The organism is Fictibacillus tiangongensis (assembly GCF_048083785.1).
GTDB lineage: Bacteria > Bacillota > Bacilli > Bacillales > Fictibacillaceae > Fictibacillus.
This window is the reverse complement of the sequence record NZ_CP182294.1, coordinates 3,568,982-3,585,577: the sequence shown is the minus strand read 5'-3', so window position 1 is coordinate 3,585,577 and position 16,596 is coordinate 3,568,982. Positions and strand designations below refer to the sequence as shown.

Sequence of the window (16,596 nt, the reverse complement as noted above, 5' to 3'; positions counted from 1 at the left end):
TATGACGATCTATCGCGAATTAAACAAAATGGATATAGATTTGAAACAATATGAAGAACAAGACCTTTCTCATTTTGAAAAAAAGCAATGGGAAAAGCGAGTACTGAAGAAAGTAAAAAAACAAAAGCCATCGCAGGTAAAGAAATATATGGGTGTAGCAGCGGCCATGCTCATAGCGACTGGAATATCACTAAGTACAGGTATCGTATCTATAGCCAATATGCCATTTGTGGGTGAAACGATCGAAAAATATTTGAATCAAAACGAGAATCTTGACTTTTCTTCTTATAAAACAGCGATCGGGCAAACAGCTGAAAACGAGAAGGGAAAGTTGACGCTGAACGAAGTGATGATCGATGGCGGACGATTACTCATAAGCTCGACCTATGAACCAGCAGATGGTATCGACTTTCACCATAAGATGCACCCTATGCCTAAAGTGAAGATGAACGGTAAAGAATTAACGTCCAGTACAGGCGGGCAATCGATAGAATTGAACGATTACATGTTTACGGTTTACAACGAAGTTCATTTAAAAGAGATACCAATCGGGGAGAAGGTCCAATTTCATATCGAGTACGATCGCTTAGATCTAGAGATGAAGATGAATCAGCCGTGGGTGTTTGATATTGAAGTTCCCACCGATAAGTTAGCAGCGGATAGCAAAACGATCACGCTTGATCAAGACATACAACTCGAGAACAGACGCTCCATAAAACTCGAAAAAATGATCGTCACACCTATTTCCACCGTGCTGTATTATGACTGGCCAGGCGAAGAGAATCACATCGCGTTTAAGATTGTAAGTGAATCTGGAAAGGAAATCTTGCCTGACACGGTTTCTGTTACACCGGAAGAATCTTATAACCGATTTAGTGCGATCGATTTGGATTTGGAAAAATATTATGTAGTCCCATTTGAGCATTCAGCAAATCTTCATGCAGATAAGCCGGGGCGTATTCCAGAGATTTCTGTTCCTATAAACTAAGCTACAAAGCAAAAACACTTGGCGACGATGCCAAGTGTTTTTTGCTGTCATCACTCTTATTTCACTAAATCACTTAATTTGCCGTTTCGTTTCTCTCTTTCAATTTCATCCGCAAGGTCGTACTTTTTCAAAAGATGAAACACTTCATTTAAGTAGGTCTGATCACTATCATCAGATAAAGAGTCGCCAACCTCCATCACCAGTTCACGCGGCATAAAAGCGGATTGTTCAGCAAGCTTCTGCTTCACATCTTCTAACGTGTGGTCAATCGTGCATTTGCTCATCTATAATCAGTCTCCCTCTGTCTTCTATAAAAAAAATCGTAACATACATGTCTGTTGAAGTGGAAGAATAGTGTCTCAGCTAGGATTCATGTTACGCTATTAAGGATATAAAAATAGTGGAGGTGTTAAACATGCGTTTAAAAGGTAAAAAAGTGCTCAGTCTAGTGCATCATGATTTTGAGGATTTAGAACTGTGGTATCCGATCTTGCGATTGCGTGAAGAAGGGGCGGTCGTGGAACTTGTAGGAGAGAAAGCAGGAGAGACGTACATCGGAAAATACGGTGTTCCGGCTGATGCTGATTATGCGTTTGGTGACGTGAATGCTAGAGATTACGATGCCATCTTAGTTCCGGGTGGTTGGGCGCCGGACAAGCTGCGCCGTTTTCCAGAAGTGATCGAGATGGTTCAGCATATGGAGAATAACAAAAAGCCGATCGGCCAGATCTGTCATGCTGGCTGGGTTCTTGTTTCAGCAAAAGTGTTGCAAGGAAAGAAAGTGACGAGTACACCTGGAATCAAGGATGACATGGAAAACGCAGGCGCAACATGGATCGATGAACCTGTCGTAGTTGACGCTCACCTCGTATCAAGCCGCCGTCCACCGGATCTGCCGGATTATATGCGTGAGTTTGTTGCGGTTTTGGAGAAAAAATAGAGTTTTTTATTTTATGAGGCACCCGATTGTTCGCGAATCGGGTGTTTTATTGTGAAAGTTAGCATGTTCAGGTGATTTAGAACGGTTTAAAGGTGAAACATGGTCGTCTACAGGTGCTCGTGAATCGTTCACAGGTGAAAACTCGTGCATCACAGGTGAAAACAAGCCATTTACCGGTGAACGTGTAACAAAATATAAAAACACGTACCGTAAACCTGCTTATACCTCACCTTTTTATCTACTCATTCGGGTACAAAACCATTCAAACAACTCGGCCCAATTAACGACCAAGTTCTCCACCAACTCAATTCCCAATAACATGAAATAACCGAGTTCCCAACACCCACACATCTCTATACACTACTAACATCTATTCCTTCAGAGTTAGGAGTGAAAGACATGCCATCCAAGGACGATTTTATCAAACAAGAAGGCTCAACCTTCCCTGGCAAAACATACGTAGAACACTTGCTGCGACCGGTATTCAACGACCAAAGAGACTATCTTTTTAAACATATGTTTAACATCCACCGCGCACATGTTGTGATGCTATCTGAACAACGAATCTTAGATAAAAGTGAAGCCGCGAAAATACTCCAAGGAGTAGAAACCATAGCCAAAATCAACCCACAAACACTAACTTACAATCCACAATTCGAAGACTTATTTTTCATGATCGAGCACAAAATTAGTGAAGAAATCGGACCAAATCTTGCGGGAAGTATGCATATGGCGCGTAGCCGGAACGACATGGGAATCGCCATGTACCGCCTTGTGCTAAGAGAACACATCCTTACACTCACAGAAAGCGCACTTTTACTTGCAACAACTCTTCTAGAAAAAATTAACGAACACGCGGAAACCATCATGACCGCTTATACCCATACCCAACCAGCACAGCCGACAACACTCGGCCACTACTTAACCGCTGTGCTAGACATCCTTCTACGAGATATCAAACGCCTGCAATCTGCGTACGAAACGGTGAACTGTTCACCAATGGGAGCGGCAGCCCTCTCTACGACGAGTTTTCCGATCGACCGGCATCGAGTTTGTGAACTGCTCGGTTTCTCCAGACTTATCGAGAACTCATACGACGCTGTAGCTGGTGCGGATTATTTGATAGAAACAGCGACCGCGGTGTTAACGTTGATGACGAACAGCGGGCGGTGGATTGGAGACTTCCTTCAGCTCGTTACCCGAGAACATGACATCATAAAAGTGGCAGATCCATACGTGCAGATTAGCTCGATCATGCCACAGAAACGAAATCCGGTTTCCATCGAACACTCGCGAGCACTCGCCAGCTCATCAGCAGGAGAGGCTCTAGCGGCAATCCATATGATTCATAACACACCATTCGGCGATATAGTGGATACCGAGGACGATCTTCAGCCACATTTATATAGAAGTTATGAAAAAGCAAACCGGGTGATGCACCTCATGCAGGCGGTCATCCGTACGATGGAAGTGAACAAAGATCTAGCACTCGCTCGTGCGCAAACATCTTGTATCACGATTACAGAACTAGCGGACTTTTTAGCAAAAGAAAAGGGTGTGCCGTTTCGCGCAGCTCACAAAATAGCGAGCACCATCGCGAAAAAGTGCTCATCAGAAAAGCTAGAACTAAATGAACTGCCCCTTCAAAAGGTTCAACAAATTTTGACGACTCATCACCAGCACCTGACTCTCACCCAAAAAGAATGGGAAGGCATCATCTGTCCGATCCAATTTGTGAAAAGGCGCAGCATTCAGGGTGGACCGAATCCGAGTGAGGTGAGGAGGATGGCTGAAGAAAGAAGTCTGGTTATTCAACAAGCAAGAACTAGAATCGAAGCGGAACATAGTAGACTTAAGAATATGGATAACGAGTTGGGAAAATTAATAAGTAAAACAGTAGAGGATTCTTAATAAGTCTTATTTCAGTAGCTTTTATGAGTCATTTTTATTTTCAATCCTATGTTATAGTTATAAATGTATTATGAGTATTAGGTGGGTATTAATGAAAAAAATATTGCTATACTGGCTCCCAGTCTTTCTATGGATGGGAATTATCTTCTATGCCAGTTCTCAACCATATGAAAAGCAAGATTTAAGACCAACGATTTCAGCAAATATAGATTTAAGTATTATTGAAACTCTGTTCTCCACAGTTAAACTGCATTATGCTGGTGATGAGATCAGTATTGAAGTCCTGGGAGCTGCTCATTTTCTTGAATTCTTTATAAGAAAAGCAGCACACTTTTTCACTTATTTTGTATTAGGGTTTTTAATGTACCGTGCTTTGAACCATTATTTATTAAACAAACGTTTAACGTGGCTGATATCCTGGTTTCTAACTAATTTATATGCCATCTCAGACGAGGTTCACCAAGGCTTTACTCCAAATCGATCGCCACATATAGAGGATGTAATGATCGATGCGACTGGCGGGTTGTTTGGTATTTTGCTAGCAACAATTATCTATAAAAAATTACGAACAAAAAGAATTTAATTTAGTGCTACAATAAAAGAAAATAGAACGCAGGTGATAACATGCAAATGCCAATGACGATGCAATCGAATCTAGTGACGACTGGAAAAGAAAAACGTGTTGAAGGTAATGTGTTTGAAATTTCTTTAGAAGGCTATAAGCTGTTTATTTTAGATCATCCTGTACCAGTACAAAAAAAAGAAAACAGTTCCCCGGTTGGAAAAGCTGTGATAAAAGAAGTGACGTGGAAAGCAGAATCCACACATCTACTCTATGAACTTATTGATCTACATGGCGTGAATTAATTAGAAGGAACTCTTAGTGAGTTCCTTCTTTTAGTTTTTATACGTAATCGCCTGAGATCCCATCTGCTCCCATGCCTCTTTAAAATCAGTAAGTGATAATTTTCGGTTTTTCATCTTATTCAATGGATCATTTACATAAACGTGTTCACGATTAAATCCCGTAATAACCACCGAATGTTCTTTCCACGTTATTTCTACTTTCCCTGAGGGTGTATTCCATGTTCGAAATTCACTTTTCGGTAATGCACGGAAATCTGCATTGATGATTACCCATACAGGCTTGCCATTCTTTACCTTTCCAAGTACTTTATCAAAGCTGATTCCGCTTATATCTTCTATTCTTCCAGGCAAGTACTTTTCCGCAAGGTCAGCCACTGGACCATGATATACGCCATACCCCATCTTATCAAACGTATAAATATCCCCAACAAACCCATCGTTTGGATTGCCATAATAATAGGTTCCATTCTCATGTTTATACGGCGTGTTTACTTTTTTTATCTTTTCCGCCAGTTCCATTTTTCCAACGTCAACTCCTGCATGTTGCAAAAGCATTGCTAGTGAAGTTACCTCGCAGCCACGATCTAGTTCGGGCTTTTGTTGGATCAAAGGGACATCCTCAATTAAAGTAATTCCATTTTTTTTAGTAATACCTTGTGTAGCAATTAATTCAAGTCTAGGTTTATCCTCATTTAGTTTTTTGTAGTGCAGGTATCCCCAAATGCTAGCGAATACAATCAAAGCAAAACATATAATTTTGAGTTTTTTCACTTTTTACTCCTCGAATTTTAATTACTATATACATGTTATCAAATCATTAAATACTTTAGCAAAATTATGTATTCATTTTACAAATTAATACTTTTATCTATCAATATAATGCATATTTATTCTGGAATTTAGAAGGAAATTGTCGATAAAAGAAGAAGTGAGTTTTAAAGATATTAGTAAAAGGAGGAAAAAATGGAAAATAAAAAGATGCTAAAGCGTTTTATTATGACTTCAACTTTTGCTGGAGCATTTCTAGCAGCACCGGTAATAGGGGAAGCTGCACTTGGTGATGGTACCCTAAAGCAAGGTAATAGTCATAGCGATGTAAAAGAATTGCAGTCTATTTTAAAAAGTAAAGGATATTTCCATTATCACGAAACGACCACTTATTTTGGACCAATTACTAAAAAGGCAGTAATGGAATTTCAAAAAGCAAATGGTCTCGTTGTGGATGGGGTTGTTGGAAAGAAAACGTATGGTAAATTGTTGCAAAAAACTCATCAAGAAGAAGCGCCGTCTCTAAATAAACCCTCAGTGCAAAAACCTAGTGTGCCAAAACCGACAATACCCAGTACTAAGCCTGCTTCAAGTTCAACAACTAGTAAAGTTTTAAAACTTAATACAACAGGACCTGAAGTGAAAAAACTTCAGACCGATCTTAAAACTTTAGGATTCTTCACCTTTTATAAAACGACTGATTTTTATGGAACAATAACAACAGAAGCCGTTCGAAAGTTTCAAATCAATCAAAAATTAACGGCGACGGGGACGGCAGACCAGGTAACACTTAATCAAATTCAAAAGCTAATAGCAACAAAGAAAAAACCAGTGTCACAACCTAAACCAAGTGTTTCAAAACCTACACCACCTTCCAAAGAAACTGTTTTAATGAAATTTGGAAGTACAGGAACTCAAGTAATGCAGCTTCAAACACGTCTGAAGAAACTGGGGTATTTTAAGTACCACATGATTACAGATTATTATGGAACGGTTACTGAGGAAAGTGTTGAGAGGTTCCAAAAAGCTAACAGTCTGCCGGTAACTGGAGAAATTACAAACTCAGTTTTAAATAAAATATCTGAGGTAGAGAAAAAACAGGGACAAAAACCAAGTAATTCGCGTAATCAAACCACTATTAATATTATTGCAAATGCTTCAGAGTTTATGGGTGTACCTTATGTTTGGGGTGGAACTACACCAAAAGGATTCGACTGCAGTGGATTTATCCAGTATGTTTACGCACAAGAAGGTATTCAGCTACCGAGAACTGTAGCGCAGATGTGGAATGCAACTTCATGGGTCAGTAAACCAGTAGTAGGAGATCTTGTTTATTTCGAAACATACACCTCTGGGCCATCGCATTTAGGTATTTACATAGGTAACGACCAATTTGTACATGCTGGATCAAGTACAGGCGTAACGGTCAGTGATATGAACTTATCCTATTGGAAAACCCGTTATTTAGGAGCTAAACGAGTAAACTACTAATATAGTTATGAAAAAGCTGATATGAAAGGTTAATATGACCTTGAATATTAGCTTTTTATTTTATATAGGTTTTTATCAGCAAACTATCAGGTGTTTATCAGTCATAAATTGCCAACTATTTTGTTATAATGTATGAGTGTTTATGTATATGAAAATACTAGTTGAGAAGGAGATGTGTTTTGAAGAATTATTATAAATTTATCCTATTAATAGTCTTGTGCATTGGGCTTTTATCAGCTTGCTCAGAGCCTCCAAAGCCAGAGAATACATTAGAAAAATATGTTGGGTACTGGGAAAAACAAGATTTTAAGAATATGTATAAACTATTAGATACTAAATCGCAAGAAGCAATGTCTGAAAAAGATTTTGTTGAGCGCTATGAATCTATATATAGTGGAATAGAAGTTAGTAAGTTAGATGTGAAAATGAAAAAACAGAAAAAAGACGATAAAGAGAATAGCGAGAGTATTAATCTTCCTTATACACTAAAAATGGAAACGAATGGTGGTCCGATAACATTCACTCAAAATATAAAATTAAACCTGGAGGAGAAAAAGGATACTGAAGAGTGGGGCATTCAATGGAATACGTCTCATATCTTTCCCGACATGAAAAAGGGTGATCGTGTTTCTGCATCTTCCATATCTCCTAAAAGAGGACAGATTTTAGATAGCGAAGGCAAGGCTCTTGCTGTAAATGGTGTAGCAGCAGAAATTATCATTGTCCCTGAAAAACTTCCACAAGATAAGGCGAAAACGCTGGAACCATTATCTAAAATACTTGGGATGACAACAGAAGAGATACAAAAGCAGTTAGATCAGCCATGGGTCAAACAAGACCAAGCAGTTCCGATTAAGAAAATATCAGTTGAGGATCCGAAACTAAAAGATACTATTGCTCTAGAAGGCGTAGATTACCAAAAGAAATCAACGCGTCTATATCCTTTAAAAGAAGCTGCGGCACATCTTACAGGTTATATTGCACCTGTTTCAGCTGAGGATATGAAAAAGTTACAGGGAAAAGGCTATTCAGCACAAGATTGGATTGGTAAGGCAGGCCTTGAGCAAGTTTATGAAGAACAATTGCGTGGCAAGAGTGGTGGCATTATAAAAATTATGGATAGTAAAGGTGAAGAAAAATCTATACTTGCTCAAAATGAAGTTGAAAATGGAAAAGATGTAAAAACAACGATTAATAGCAAGGTTCAGCTATCCATCTATAATCAGATTAAAGCTGACGTTGGAACCTCATCGGCCATCCATCCAAAAACAGGTGATGTACTAGCATTAGTGAATAGTCCTTCATATGACCCTAATCAATTTACGTTGGGATTAACCAAGGCATTAAGACAAAAATGGACAGACGATCCAAAGCAGCCGATGTTGAACCGCTTCAAGTATGTTTATGCACCTGGTTCAACGCTTAAGCCATTAACAGCTGCGATCGGACTTGAAAATGGAACGCTTAATCCTAATGCAGAAATGAAAGTATCAGGTAAAACGTGGCAAAAAGATAAAGAAGCTTGGGGGAATTATAAAGTTACAAGGGTAACTGATGTTCCTAGTGTAAATCTGGAAAAAGCACTCATCTACTCAGATAATATTTACTTTGCTCAAGCTGCGCTAAATCTAGGTGAAGACAAGTTTACGGAAGGCTTGAAGAAATTTGGATTTGGTGAAGAGGTTCCCGTTTCATTCCCGTTCACTGCATCTTCCATTGGAAAAGACGGAATGAGTGAAGGGCAGCTCGCTGATAGTGGCTTCGGTCAGGGACAGATTCAGATGAGTGCGCTGCATGTAGCCATGTCTTACACACCTTTCTTAAATGAAGGAAACTTGCTGGCGCCTCGTTTAGATCAGTCGAAAGAGGCTACTGTGTGGAAAGAAAACGTGATATCACCAGAAACAGCGAAATTAATTAGTGCTGATCTTGTAAAAGTAGTTACCAATAAAAATGGAACAGCGCATAAAGATGCCTTTATGAAGGACTTGCCACTTGCAGGAAAAACGGGTACAGCTGAGCTGAAAGCCGCTGGAGAAGACAAGGGTAAAGAATTGGGCTGGTTTGTGGGCTATAATACACAAAATCCATCTCTTCTTGTTTCCATGATGATTGAAGATGTTGAAGATCGGAATGGCAGCCATTATGTAACTCCTAAAGTGAAAAGTGTTTTTAGAGAAATATTTAAATAGAAACTAAAGCTGAATCAAAAGGTTAATATCCTTTTTGATGTCAGCTTTTTTTTTGCCCAATGTTTCTAAAGTAATCTGTAACAGGAAAGAACGACACAATTTAGCATAATATTACAAAAATTACACAAATGCTGTCAGATATGTAACGAACATGTAATAAACCAACGAGTCGACTTATGCTACCATAGACATAGGACGATGGGGTCAAGCAAAAGGTAGAAACATACAATACATACTTGTTTTTAATTACATAAATTGAACTAGTCTACTAGTATAACTTGAACCCAATTGGTTATATCTAGCCTAATCAATTGGAGGGTATTTTTTATGAAAAAGAAACTTTTATCTATAGTAGTTGCTGCTGGTGTAATTTTATCAGGTGGAGAGTTTGCTCATGCTTCACTTGGAGATAACATTATTAAGACTGGTAATAAATATTTAGGAACGCCGTATAAGTATGGTTCAACGTTTGGAAATACACGTACATTTGATTGTTCATCTTTCACTTCATATGTTTTCGCCCAAAATGGAATAACGATTCCTCGAACAAGTGTTGGACAAGCATCTGCTGGTGTAGCTGTTTCAAAAGCTAATCTTCAAAAAGGCGATCTTATATTCTATGACACTGATTTTGATGGTAGAGTGAATCACGCTGGAATTTATGCAGGTAATGGAAAGATGCTTAATGCCCAATCAAATGGTGTTGCCTATACTGATGCCTTTTCAAAGTACTACTGGGGAGCAAGATATGTTAAAGGCAGACGAGTTATTAATCAGAAAGCTACATCTAATGCGGTAAAGAAGCCTGTTGCTTCTAAACCAGCTATTAGTTCGTCTAAAACAAAAACACATAAAGTTCAAAAAGGTGATACCCTTTGGGGCATAAGTAAGAAATATAAAACGAGTGTTGCAGCAATACAAAAGTTAAATAAACTAAAATCTACATCAATTAAAGTAGGGCAAGTATTGAAAGTACGTTAAGAAAGATAGTGTTTACGATGGCTTTTTAACTAAAATCTTTCACATACTAAAAGGCAGAATATAAAAATTTAATATATGAAAAAGTAAAGCAACCGATTATAACAGGTTGCTTTTTTGTTATATAAAATACTTGGAATTAAGTGGTAATGCGGACTTTTTCGAGTATAATATACTTATATTTCGTAACTTTGGGGGCCATTATGAACAGAAAAAAATTATTAAGTTGTTTGGTTTTCACTTCACTTTGCTTTTCTTCTACCCATATATCTGCAGCAAGTGAGCCAAGATCATATGAAAGAAAGGTAAATACCTTTCAAAAAATGTTTCAAGAGAGAAACTACGTAAATACTGAGCTCATTGTTAAATTTTCTAAAAAACTACATAAGAATGACAAGAGAAATTTTAAAAACCTTTTTAATCTAATAAATATTAAACCCATTGGAGAAGACTTCTATGTTATTTCTTTTTCCAACCAAACTGATTTACCTAAACTGGTTCAAAAACTTTACGATAACAAAATAGTAGAATACGTAGAACCCAACTATAAAATACAAAAAGAATTTATACCTTCTGATCCTCTATATAAAAAACAATGGTTTCATTCCAAAATTAATACGCCTTCAGCATGGGATACTACAAAAGGTGCTAGCGATGTAGTTGTAGCAGTAATAGACGGTGGTGTAGATGGTAGGCATCCAGAACTTAAAGGGAAGTTATATAAACCTTATGATGCTGTCGATGGTGATTCTACCTATTTTCCAGATGATCATGGGACGCATGTTGCAGGCATTATAGCCGCATCATTAAATTCTGTAGGAGTAACAGGAATAGCTCCAAATGTAAAAGTTATGCCTATAAATGTGTTTTATGGAGATTCAACAACTGCTGAAGAAATCTCATCCGCTTTATTTTATGCTGCAGACAAGGGAGCGGATGTTATTAATATGAGTTTAGGAAGTTACTATTACAGCAAAGTGATAAACGATGCCGTTGCATACGCAAGATCTAAAGGAGCAATAGTCGTTGCTGCTGCTGGTAATGATCATGTAAACGAAAAAACATATCCGGCGGCTTATAATGGAGTATTTGGAATTAGTTCCACTAACAATAAAGATCGTGCTTCGTATTTCTCAAACTACGGCACCTTTGTTGATTACGCCGCTCCTGGAGAAGATATTTATTCTACAATTGCCTACGGAAAATATGCTTATATGAGCGGAACTTCAATGGCATCTCCTGTCGTAACGGGTACCATTGCTTTAATGCTCTCAAAGAATCCATTTCTAACAGAAACTCAAGTAGATAGTATCTTAAAGAAATCCACTTTAGATCTTTATCAATCTGGAAGAGATAATCTTTCGGGATTTGGGAGAATTGATGCTTCATTGGCAGTGAAAAATACTCCAGCGGCATTTTCGATCACACCTTTATCATCAAAAGAATTAATAATAAATGGACGAAATTCAATTACAACATCTTATAAAGCTTATACAGGTTCATTAGTCTCCATAGTTGTAAAAGATGCGAAAGGTAAAATTGTAAAAAACATTATTAAAAATGTTAAAGGTAGTAATAAACAGGTAAATATAAAATGGGACGGAAAAGTAGATGATGGCAGTTATGCAGATAGTGGAGCTTACAAAATAATAGCTACTGCAGTAAAAGGTTCTTCTTCTAGGTCTAAAGAGCTTTCTGTGAACGTGAAGAATCAATTAAAGCCATCAATAACTGTTGGAAGAACGACAATTCATTATTCTCCTAAAGTATCCAAGATAGGTATTGTACCTATAACACTCAACAAAACACAATTAGTTACAGCAAAGATTTTTGATTTAAAAGGCGCACACGTCAAAAATATAATAACTAACAAGACTTTACCTGGTAGTAGTCAGACAATAGGTTGGAGTGGAAAAAATAGTATTGGAAAACAAGTACCCGATGGAAATTATTTAATGAGGATAGATAGTATTGATTCTGATAATCAAAAAGCAGATCGAAAGACAGTTGAGATAATAGTTGATAGCAAGACGCCAGTTATAAAGATTAACACAATATCTCCTTCTGTATATAAAGCAGGGAAAAGCATATTAGCTGTAAGTAAGTTCTCGATAAATGAAACTGTAAACGTGACAATCTATGTTGTTAACAACAATGGTCAAAAAATAAGAACTTTGGCTAGCAAGAAGTCGATAAAACTAGGAACACATAGTCAAAGCTGGGATGGTAAGGCTGAAAACAAAACCTTTGCAAAATCGGGAAAATATAGATTTATTATCGAAAGTATTGATGTTGCAGGGAACAAATCCATAAATCAAAGTAGTTGGTTTTCGTTGAAATAATAATAAAATATCGACACTTTTTTTCTTAAAGAAAAGGGGTGTTTTTTTTGTCATCTCACGTAAATAAATATCAAAATATGGTAAAAAAATTATATACAAATGTAATTTTTTACCCTATGATTATGTTATTGTCAAATAAATTAAGGGTGGGTTTTAGTTGAAGAAATACTTTGCTTTTTTGTCTATTTTTGCTCTATTGTTTTCACTATTTCCGAACATTACGTTTGCAGCAATTGAGGAAAAAGAGCTAACAGAATTTTTGGAAGAAGTTAGTAGTGAGCGAGGACTTGAATTTTCGAAAGTAGATCTTGAAGATTATGTAATGGAATATTTTGAAGAGGATCTTTCATTCTTTGAAAATGTTACAGAATTAAGAGATTCTCTAGGTGTAGTTATTAAATCAGACTACAGTAACCTTGAAACAATATATGAAGATTTTGAGTTAGACCAAGAGGCTTTGTTTACGTTACTGGAGGAAAACGGAGAAAGTATTGATAACTACATATTTGTAGATGATTTATATTTTGATGTAAGCTTTTTTCTAGACGCTGAAGAGATGCCTGAAATGCCTGAAATTGGCGATTTGTTCGCTGAATTTGATCTGACTGAAGATGAACTCAATGCCATGATGGAACATTTAGTAGCACTTGAGGACAAACTTTCTGATCCTGCTATGGAAGAGCGTCTAATGGATCTAGCGGATCGAATGATGGCTTTTGAAGACTTTGAAAGTGTTGACGAACTAACAGATGAACAAATTTCAGAGTTTCTATCTATTTCACAAGAACTATTAAATATTTTTGAGCTTCAACCTAAGTTTTTTCTAACGAATGGGACAGATACTCAACCCCTTACATTAAAAGAATTACTGTATTTAAAAGATATGAAAAAAGGATACAAACTAAAAATTGAGTTATATGATTTAAAGGGTAAGTTCATTTTAGATATGTTATTTACTGCTGAAATGATTGGTGCAAAAATCATTCAAGAAACAGGTAAGGATATTAAAGAAGTACCCAAAGTAGTTGAGAAGATTGAAAAAGTTAAAAGTTCACCAAAACATAAAACAGTTAAAGGGGCAAAGCTTCCAAAGACTGCATCTGATTATGGAACTAATATGATGTTAGGTTTAGGAATTGCACTAGTTGGTGGTTTTATGTTTAGACGTTTAAAAACACAGTAAGATGAAAAAGAAAAAAAGATTTATATATTTAACAATCGCTATTATCTTTATCGTTTTCGGTATATGGTTCTCATCAACAAATGCATACAAGTTTGCTAAGGGTTATTTACTTTTTAAGGTGGGACAAGAAGAACGAGAGAAGGTTATTACTAAATCAGAGGCAAAAGTAGTTGCTACCAAGAAAGGAACTGAAAAAACCGAATTATATCTTAAGCGTCCTAAGGTGGGAGAAAACATCGGGAATTTATACATCCCGAAGTTAAAAGCAGGACTGCCCATTTTTCATGGAACAAATGAGGATGAACTTGAAAAAGGTGTAGGTCACTTTGCTGATAGCGTCTTACCTGGAGAGCAAGATAATTCTGTACTTTCTGGGCATCGCGACACTGTTTTTCGTGAGTTGGGTGAAGTGAAAAAAGGGGATTTGCTCGTAGTAACAACGGTGGCAGGAGAATTTACGTATAAAGTAAAACAAGTCAGAATCGTTGATAAAGATGATCGTACGGTAATTGTTCCTAAACCACGGCCAACTTTAACTGTAAGTACGTGTTATCCTTTTACTTTTGTTGGAGCTGCGCCAGAAAGATATGTTCTTGTGGCTTTTCTGGTAGAATCGAAAATTAATTCATAATATAAAAACGGATGGCTCAACGAGCCATCCGTTTTTATAGTTCAAGATGTTTTTTTAGCATAGAGCTAATTCGAGTTCTTTCCTCTTCGTTCACATTAAAGTAATAAACTCCACCTATTTTTCCACCTTGCCCATTAACTTCGATTGATTGTACGCTTTTTCTAGCACCCTTATAATTAGCTTGGATGTCTTTCATATCGTCAAATGACATATTAGTTGCAATGTTATCGCCTAGGACATCTAATATATTGCCTAGTTTAGTAATGGAAGACACTTGTGCACCTTCATTGATAATGCCGTTTACTACTTGGCGCTGTCTTTCGTTACGGCCAAAATCTCCTCTAGGATCAGCTTTTCTCATTCTAGAATATGCTAGAGCTTCATCACCGGTAAGATTTAGAGTACCTTTAGGAAAAGAATAACCTTGGTAATTAAAAGCTAATCTTTGGTTATTTACACTAACACCACCTAAAGCATCTACAATTTGCTTAAAACTTTCCATATTTACTTTCATATAATAATCGATGGGAATATCCAGAAAGTTTTCAACCGTTTGTATAGTCATATTCGTACCGCCGAAGGCATATGCATGGTTAATTTTATCTTGCTTGCCTCTACCAATAATTTCTGTCCTTGTGTCACGCGGGATGCTAGTCATGTAAGTAGAATTATCATTTGGATTCACAGTCACAACCATTAATGTATCAGAACGGCCACGATCACCTTCACGTTCATCGACACCCAAAACTAATATAGACAATGGACTTGAAGAAAGGTTTAATTCTTTTTCGCGTTTTTTTGATCCTGACCATTCACTTTTCTCATGCATCTTTTGTGCAGCTTCTTTTACTGAGTGATAAACATAATAGGTGTAACCTGCTCCTGCGAGTAATAATATACTAAGAAAAATTAGAAAACCTTTGAGAAAAGGTTTTCTTTTTTTTCTTTTTGTTTCCGATCTTAATCCCATAATAATTTCCCCTTTATACGTTTTACATATATCGTAAAGTTTTTACAATGTTTTACTTTTGTATCGTCACTTATTATATAAGACTGTACGATGGATTACAATCCAAAATCTTGTGTATTTAATAGATTTATAGGAAAGATAAAAAGAAGTCTACGCGCTTAGCATAGACTTTTGAAGATATTACTATTTTACTTTCGAGCGGTTCAAGTTTCTATCTTGACCAAATACTTTATTATATACGTAGAGTAATGGTCTGTATTTATGATGAACCAGACCGATTAGTTCTGCTATTAGTTCCAACATAAGCAACAGACCAAAAGTTATTGCTAACGAGCCCCAAAGTGTTGTCGTTGAAAATAAAACTGCTGAAATACTAAAAATTATGCTTAATACATAGATAACAATAACAGTTATTTTATGTGACAAGCCTAACCTAAGTAATTGATGGTGAAGATGCCCTTTGTCAGCAGCAGAGATCGGCTGTCCGTTTGCAAGTCTTCTTAGTATTGCAAAAGTTGTATCAAAGATAGGAACACCGAGAATGATAATGGGAACGACGAAACTAAATAACGTAACACTTTTATACAAACCGAGCAACGATAGTATCGCGATACAATACCCTAAAAATAATGCACCAGTGTCTCCCATGAATATTTTAGCTGGATTAAAGTTGTAAAACAAAAATCCAATTGTTGAACCTAAAACGATCATGGAAATAGTTAAAATCATGATGTTTCCGTTCAAACCGGCCATAATCGCAATGGTAGCTATTACAATGGAAGAAACTCCAGCTGCCAAGCCATCAAGACCATCAATTAAATTTATTGCATTTGTAATCGCTAAAATCCAAAGGATAGTAATGGGATAAGTTAGTAAATCTAAATCAAAATGTCCTATAAAAGGGATTGTAATAAAATCAATGGTTAAACCTGTATGGGCCACTATAAAAGCTGCGATAAACTGACCTAATAGTTTGTATTTAGGAGATAAAGAGTAGAGGTCATCAATGATACCTACAATAATGATAATAATTCCAGCAAGCGTAATTCCTTTAATCGATTGATTATGAAGCCCAGCAGCAAAATAACCTCCCATAACTCCTAAAAAAATTGCTAATCCACCAAGTCTAGGCATGAGCTTTTTGTGGACTTTTCGTGCATTAGGCTGATCTGTAGCTCCTATTAAAATAGCTAACCTAATTACAAGTGGTGTTATCAATAGAACTACTATAAAAGAGACGATTGCTGCCCAAAATATTTGAAAATTCATAAATACCTCATTTACTTTTTTAATATTTTAAAAAGAGCGAGTAGGTAGATAAATATATTTCTCTTC

The 16,596-nt window shown here is 36.7% G+C and carries 15 protein-coding genes; 11 read left to right on the top strand and 4 right to left on the bottom strand.

The genetic code is table 11. The features are described 5' to 3' along the window. The first annotated feature begins 1 nt into the window (after position 1). Positions 2-988, top strand: coding sequence for a DUF4179 domain-containing protein (locus tag ACNJYY_RS19005; RefSeq protein WP_416729673.1), 987 nt, complete (start codon positions 2-4; stop codon positions 986-988). Positions 989-1,044: 56 nt separating this feature from the next. On the opposite strand, the gene ACNJYY_RS19000 is transcribed toward ACNJYY_RS19005, so the two are convergent. Next, positions 1,045-1,272, bottom strand: coding sequence for a hypothetical protein (locus ACNJYY_RS19000; RefSeq protein WP_416729672.1), 228 nt, complete (start codon positions 1,270-1,272; stop codon positions 1,045-1,047). Positions 1,273-1,403: 131 nt separating this feature from the next. Here ACNJYY_RS19000 and ACNJYY_RS18995 point away from each other — a divergent pair, with 131 nt between their 5' ends. The 4 genes from ACNJYY_RS18995 to ACNJYY_RS18980 all read left to right on the top strand — a co-directional run bounded on the left by ACNJYY_RS18995 (position 1,404) and on the right by ACNJYY_RS18980 (position 4,706). Next, positions 1,404-1,928 (top strand): type 1 glutamine amidotransferase domain-containing protein, encoded by a 525-nt coding sequence (locus tag ACNJYY_RS18995; RefSeq protein ID WP_416729671.1) that lies wholly within the window; start codon positions 1,404-1,406, stop codon positions 1,926-1,928. Between the two features lie 399 nt (positions 1,929-2,327). Then, positions 2,328-3,839, top strand: coding sequence for an argininosuccinate lyase (gene argH / locus ACNJYY_RS18990; RefSeq protein WP_416729670.1), 1,512 nt, complete (start codon positions 2,328-2,330; stop codon positions 3,837-3,839). Positions 3,840-3,930: 91 nt separating this feature from the next. Further along, entirely contained in the window at positions 3,931-4,422 is a 492-nt protein-coding gene (locus tag ACNJYY_RS18985) for a VanZ family protein (RefSeq protein WP_416729669.1), read from the top strand. 41 nt (positions 4,423-4,463) lie between these two features. Beyond that, entirely contained in the window at positions 4,464-4,706 is a 243-nt protein-coding gene (locus ACNJYY_RS18980) for a DUF2584 family protein (RefSeq protein ID WP_416729668.1), read from the top strand. A 30-nt stretch (positions 4,707-4,736) separates the two neighbouring features. On the opposite strand, the gene ACNJYY_RS18975 is transcribed toward ACNJYY_RS18980, so the two are convergent. Further along, positions 4,737-5,477: a C39 family peptidase gene (locus ACNJYY_RS18975; RefSeq protein WP_416729667.1), complete on the bottom strand. Its 741-nt coding sequence runs from the start codon at positions 5,475-5,477 to the stop codon at positions 4,737-4,739. Between the two features lie 192 nt (positions 5,478-5,669). On the opposite strand from ACNJYY_RS18975, the gene ACNJYY_RS18970 reads away from it, so the two are divergent. The 6 genes from ACNJYY_RS18970 (at position 5,670) to ACNJYY_RS18945 (ending at position 14,291) form a co-directional block, all read left to right on the top strand. Next, positions 5,670-6,965 carry a peptidoglycan-binding protein gene (locus ACNJYY_RS18970; RefSeq protein ID WP_416729666.1) on the top strand — a complete coding sequence of 432 codons (1,296 nt, stop codon included), beginning with the start codon at positions 5,670-5,672 and terminating at the stop codon, positions 6,963-6,965. A gap of 179 nt (positions 6,966-7,144) precedes the next feature. Then, positions 7,145-9,157 (top strand): penicillin-binding transpeptidase domain-containing protein, encoded by a 2,013-nt coding sequence (locus ACNJYY_RS18965; protein WP_416729665.1) that lies wholly within the window; start codon positions 7,145-7,147, stop codon positions 9,155-9,157. A gap of 327 nt (positions 9,158-9,484) precedes the next feature. Beyond that, the gene (locus ACNJYY_RS18960; protein WP_416729664.1) at positions 9,485-10,138 is read left to right on the top strand and encodes a C40 family peptidase; all 654 of its coding nucleotides are present in this window, start codon (positions 9,485-9,487) and stop codon (positions 10,136-10,138) included. A 200-nt stretch (positions 10,139-10,338) separates the two neighbouring features. Beyond that, positions 10,339-12,477, top strand: a complete 2,139-nt coding sequence (locus tag ACNJYY_RS18955; RefSeq protein WP_416729663.1) for a S8 family serine peptidase — start codon at positions 10,339-10,341, stop codon at positions 12,475-12,477. A gap of 157 nt (positions 12,478-12,634) precedes the next feature. Continuing rightward, the gene (locus ACNJYY_RS18950; protein WP_416729662.1) at positions 12,635-13,660 is read left to right on the top strand and encodes a processed acidic surface protein; all 1,026 of its coding nucleotides are present in this window, start codon (positions 12,635-12,637) and stop codon (positions 13,658-13,660) included. Between the two features lies 1 nt (position 13,661). After that, positions 13,662-14,291, top strand: a complete 630-nt coding sequence (locus ACNJYY_RS18945; protein WP_416729661.1) for a class D sortase — start codon at positions 13,662-13,664, stop codon at positions 14,289-14,291. A gap of 34 nt (positions 14,292-14,325) precedes the next feature. Here ACNJYY_RS18945 and ACNJYY_RS18940 read toward each other — a convergent pair whose 3' ends face one another. Both ACNJYY_RS18940 and ACNJYY_RS18935 read right to left on the bottom strand, forming a co-directional pair. After that, positions 14,326-15,261, bottom strand: coding sequence for a LytR family transcriptional regulator (locus ACNJYY_RS18940; protein WP_416729660.1), 936 nt, complete (start codon positions 15,259-15,261; stop codon positions 14,326-14,328). Between the two features lie 183 nt (positions 15,262-15,444). Beyond that, the gene (locus tag ACNJYY_RS18935; protein ID WP_416729659.1) at positions 15,445-16,530 is read right to left on the bottom strand and encodes a glycosyltransferase family 4 protein; all 1,086 of its coding nucleotides are present in this window, start codon (positions 16,528-16,530) and stop codon (positions 15,445-15,447) included. Positions 16,531-16,596 lie beyond the last annotated feature (66 nt).

Bases quoted from the DNA above. Each gene is read 5' to 3' on its own strand.
- ACNJYY_RS18980 (WP_416729668.1), top strand. From the start codon at position 4,464: ATGCAAATGCCAATGACGATGCAATCGAATCTAGTGACGACTGGAAAA.
- ACNJYY_RS19000 (WP_416729672.1), bottom strand. From the start codon at position 1,272: ATGAGCAAATGCACGATTGACCACACGTTAGAAGATGTGAAGCAGAAG.
- ACNJYY_RS18955 (WP_416729663.1), top strand. From the start codon at position 10,339: ATGAACAGAAAAAAATTATTAAGTTGTTTGGTTTTCACTTCACTTTGC.
- ACNJYY_RS19005 (WP_416729673.1), top strand. From the start codon at position 2: ATGACGATCTATCGCGAATTAAACAAAATGGATATAGATTTGAAACAA.
- ACNJYY_RS18995 (WP_416729671.1), top strand. From the start codon at position 1,404: ATGCGTTTAAAAGGTAAAAAAGTGCTCAGTCTAGTGCATCATGATTTT.
- ACNJYY_RS18985 (WP_416729669.1), top strand. From the start codon at position 3,931: ATGAAAAAAATATTGCTATACTGGCTCCCAGTCTTTCTATGGATGGGA.
- ACNJYY_RS18970 (WP_416729666.1), top strand. From the start codon at position 5,670: ATGGAAAATAAAAAGATGCTAAAGCGTTTTATTATGACTTCAACTTTT.
- argH (WP_416729670.1), top strand. From the start codon at position 2,328: ATGCCATCCAAGGACGATTTTATCAAACAAGAAGGCTCAACCTTCCCT.
- ACNJYY_RS18960 (WP_416729664.1), top strand. From the start codon at position 9,485: ATGAAAAAGAAACTTTTATCTATAGTAGTTGCTGCTGGTGTAATTTTA.
- ACNJYY_RS18935 (WP_416729659.1), bottom strand. From the start codon at position 16,530: ATGAATTTTCAAATATTTTGGGCAGCAATCGTCTCTTTTATAGTAGTT.
- ACNJYY_RS18945 (WP_416729661.1), top strand. From the start codon at position 13,662: ATGAAAAAGAAAAAAAGATTTATATATTTAACAATCGCTATTATCTTT.
- ACNJYY_RS18940 (WP_416729660.1), bottom strand. From the start codon at position 15,261: ATGGGATTAAGATCGGAAACAAAAAGAAAAAAAAGAAAACCTTTTCTC.